Annotated in this window: 3 protein-coding genes and 2 pseudogenes; 4 read left to right on the forward strand and 1 reads right to left on the reverse strand. The window is 62.7% G+C overall.

Annotation, left to right across the window (positions count from 1 at the left end; genetic code table 11):
* The 3 genes and pseudogenes from ACK5JE_RS12945 to ACK5JE_RS12955 all read left to right on the forward strand — a co-directional run.
* Nucleotides 1–696: pseudogene (locus tag ACK5JE_RS12945) on the forward strand (DNA-directed RNA polymerase subunit beta'); the annotation flags it as partial.
* 166 nt (nt 697–862) lie between these two features.
* On the forward strand, nt 863–1,675 hold the full coding sequence (gene aroE, locus ACK5JE_RS12950; protein ID WP_416802109.1) for a shikimate dehydrogenase: 813 nt from the start codon (nt 863–865) through the stop codon (nt 1,673–1,675).
* Nucleotides 1,676–1,679: 4 nt separating this feature from the next.
* Entirely contained in the window at nt 1,680–2,585 is a 906-nt protein-coding gene (locus ACK5JE_RS12955) for a DMT family transporter (RefSeq protein ID WP_416802110.1), read from the forward strand.
* Here ACK5JE_RS12955 and aroQ read toward each other — a convergent pair.
* Nucleotides 2,553–3,002 carry a type II 3-dehydroquinate dehydratase gene (gene aroQ, locus ACK5JE_RS12960; protein ID WP_416802111.1) on the reverse strand — a complete coding sequence of 150 codons (450 nt, stop codon included), beginning with the start codon at nt 3,000–3,002 and terminating at the stop codon, nt 2,553–2,555. The genes ACK5JE_RS12955 and aroQ overlap by 33 nt on opposite strands.
* A gap of 406 nt (nt 3,003–3,408) precedes the next feature.
* On the opposite strand from aroQ, the pseudogene rpsL reads away from it, so the two are divergent.
* Nucleotides 3,409–3,568, forward strand: a pseudogene (gene rpsL, locus ACK5JE_RS12965) (30S ribosomal protein S12); the annotation flags it as partial.

Here is a 3,568-nt window from a genome sequence, read left to right on the forward strand (position 1 = left end):
GAAAAGCAGGTGCTGGTGCACGACGGTCAGGTGGTCAACAAGGGCGAGCTGATCGTCGATGGCCCTGCCGATCCGCACGATATCCTGCGCCTGCAAGGCATCGAGCCGCTGGCTTCCTACATCGTCAACGAGGTCCAGGACGTCTACCGCCTGCAGGGCGTGAAGATCAATGACAAGCACATCGAAGTGATCGTGCGTCAGATGCTTCGTCGTGTGAACATCAGCAACTCCGGCGACACCAGCTTCATCACCGGCGAACAGGTGGAACGCTCCGAACTGCTGAACGAAAACGACCGCATGGATACCGAAGGCAAGATCCCGGCCACGTACGACAACGTGCTGCTGGGCATCACCAAGGCGTCCCTGTCGACGGATTCGTTCATCTCGGCGGCGTCCTTCCAGGAAACCACCCGTGTGCTGACCGAAGCCGCCATCATGGGCAAGCGCGACGAGCTGCGCGGTCTGAAGGAAAACGTCATCGTCGGCCGTCTGATCCCGGCTGGTACGGGCATGTCTTATCACATTGCCCGCCATGACAAGGAAATCTTCGAAGCGGCTGAGCGCGCCGCGGCTCGCGAGCAGGCCAATCCGTTCGGGGAACCGACGGAAATGGCCCATGCGGGTTACGACGAGGCCGATACTGATGCCGCGGATGCCGCGGATGCGGCGGATGGCGAGGGTTCGGCGCAGGACTGATGGGAGAAGAACGGGCGGCAAGCCGCCCGTTTCCTGGCCTGTCTTTCCAGGCCCCGTGCTGCCGCAAGGCAGGGCGGGGTTTTTCTTATTCGACACGCGCAAGGCTCGATTTTTGCCCTATGCACGCATTCTCGTTCTATAGTCTGGAAATCCGCCTGGACATCGCATGACTGACCTCTATGCCGTGATCGGCAATCCAATCGCCCAATCCAAGTCTCCGCAGCTGCATGCAGCCTTTGCGCGGCAGCTCGGGCATGACGTGCGCTACGAAGCCATTCTGGCTGCGCCGGACTCCTTTCGGGAAACCGTCCTGGCGTTTATCGCCTCGGGCGGCTGTGGCATGAATGTCACAGCGCCGTTCAAGCTCCAGGCCTTTGAACTGGCTGATGAACTGACCGAGCGCGCCCGGATGGCCGAGGCCGTCAATACGCTGAAATTCAGTGCGAAAGGCATTCTGGGGGACAACACTGATGGCGTGGGACTGGTGGACGATATCCAGGACCGTCTGGGGGTGTCTCTGGCCGGGCGGCGAGTCCTGATGATCGGTGCGGGAGGCGCCGCCCGGGGCATTCTGCTGCCGATCCTGCAGAGTCGGCCTGCCGATGTTCTTGTGGTCAACCGTACGGCTGCGCGCGCCCAGGCGTTGGCCGATGCGTTGGCCTCGCAAGGCCCGATCCGAGGCGGCCCGCTGATGGCGGCGGGCGGCGAGGAATACGATGTGGTCATTCATGCCACCTCGGCGGGGCTGAATGCCGGAGAAGCTCCGCCAGTGGACTATCGCGTGGCCCCCGATGGGCTGGCCTATGATCTGGCCTATGGCGAGGATACGCCTTTCATGCGCCAGGCTCGAGATCAGGGGGCGACCCGCGTGGCGGACGGCCTGGGCATGCTGGTTGGCCAGGCGGCAGAGTCCTATCGTGTCTGGCGCGGGGCGATGCCTGATGTCCGTCCCGTCCTGGAGCAGCTCAGACTGACCTGACCTCATGGACACAAACCGTCTTTCAGGGGTCTGGCTGGGTCCGCTGCTCATGTGCACGGCCAGCCTGTTCTTTTCCGTCCTGGATACCGGCACCAAGTATCTGACGACCAGCTATCCAGTGATGCAGATCGTCTGGGTGCGTTACATGACCCAGGCGCTGGCGGTCTTCCTGATCTTTCAGCCCCGCATGGGACGTGGCCTGTTCCACGCCCATCGCTACGGAATCCAGCTGCTGCGCGGTCTTTTCCTGTGTTTTGGCAGCGTGATGGCGGTCAGTGGCCTGGCGCGCCTGCCGTTGGCGGAGACTACGGCCATCATCTTCATGGCGCCGGTCCTGATCACGTTGCTGTCCGGCCTGGTGCTGAAGGAAAAGGCCGGCCGGCTGGACTGGATCGCTGTGGCCTGCGGCTTTGCGGGGGTGTTGATCATTGCCCGGCCGGGCGGTGGCCTGCTGACCTGGGGCATCCTGTTTCCCCTGGGGACGGCGATCTGCAACGCCTGTTATCAGCTCGTCACACGGTTTTCACGCAGTTTCGAGCATCCGGCCACCAGCAATCTCTATACCGGCCTGATCGGCGCCATGGTTCTGGCGCCCTGGGGCGCCATGGCCTGGGTGCCCATGGCCTGGATGGACATGCTGCTGATGATCTGCCTGGGCACGGTGGCCGCGTTGGGTCATCTGATCATGACGCATGCGCTGATGCATGCGCCCGCCGCCACACTGGGGCCGTACAGCTATACCCAGATTTTCTGGGCAACCCTGATGGGCTGGCTGGTTTTCTCGCGTGTGCCGGATGCCATGAGCTGGCTGGGCATGCTGGTCATTGCCACCGGCGGTCTGCTGCTGACGGCCAGACCGCTGCTGCACCGCGCCATATCAGCCTGGCGAGGTCTCGCCGGCAATCGTTAGCGCGGCGCGCAGGCCCAGCAGGTAGCTGTCGACGCCGAAACCGCAGATCTGACCCCGCGCCACGGTCGCGAGCACCGATTCGTGACGAAAGGCCTCGCGCGCATGGATGTTCGACATGTGCACTTCGATGATGGGGATGCGCAGGATGGCGAGGGCGTCGCGAATGCCGTAGCTGTAGTGTGTCCAGGCGCCGGCATTGATCAGCACGGCCTGCGTGCCGTCGGTATGGGCATGGTGGATGCGTTCGACCAGTTCTCCCTCGTGGTTGGTCTGAAAGCAGGTGACGTCCGCGCCCAGCTCCCGGCCCAGCGCCTTGAGGCGTTCGTCGATCTGCGCCAGGGTGATCGATCCGTACTGGGCCGGGTCGCGCTGGCCGAACATGTTGAGGTTGATGCCGTGCAGGACGAGGACGTTCATGGGGACGAGAGGCAGGTGAAAGGCCCATGATAGTACAAGGCCCTTGCGTCTGCGGCGAGCGGTGATCCGCCACGGAACGAACCTGGCACTTGCGCCGGGCGATGCGACTCACCGCCTTGTGCATAACTTTTTGCATCGCATGAATAAAGCATGCTAAACTTACTGGCTTGCTGGGTTTATGGCATCTGGTCGCGGTATGCGCCGCCGGTCTTGTGCCAGCCTCATCCCGGCAACGGAGGCCTGCGGCCTTCGGCGCGCAAGACCCGCTCTTTACGTCATTCGTTTCAGGCGGATTTTGTGCATGTCGCCTGAAATTGCCCTCACCGCGCTTTGCGCGGCCAGGCAGGTCCAGGCACTTTGGATATCGACGTAAAACGTACGCAAGTACAAAGGATGCGTAAAGGTCATGCCTACCATTGCTCAACTGCTGCGCAAGCCGCGCCAGGTCAGTCGCGAAAGCAGCAAGAGCCCGGCGCTGGATAATTGCCCCCAGCGTCGCGGCGTCTGCACCCGTGTCTACACCACCACCCCGAAAAAGCCGAACTCCGCCCTGCGCAAGGTCGCCA

The organism is Castellaniella sp. (genome assembly GCF_047971665.1).
Classification (GTDB): domain Bacteria; phylum Pseudomonadota; class Gammaproteobacteria; order Burkholderiales; family Burkholderiaceae_B; genus Castellaniella.

Bases quoted from the DNA above. Each gene is read 5' to 3' on its own strand.
- ACK5JE_RS12955 (WP_416802110.1), top strand. From the start codon at position 1,680: ATGGACACAAACCGTCTTTCAGGGGTCTGGCTGGGTCCGCTGCTCATG.
- aroQ (WP_416802111.1), bottom strand. From the start codon at position 3,002: ATGAACGTCCTCGTCCTGCACGGCATCAACCTCAACATGTTCGGCCAG.
- aroE (WP_416802109.1), top strand. From the start codon at position 863: ATGACTGACCTCTATGCCGTGATCGGCAATCCAATCGCCCAATCCAAG.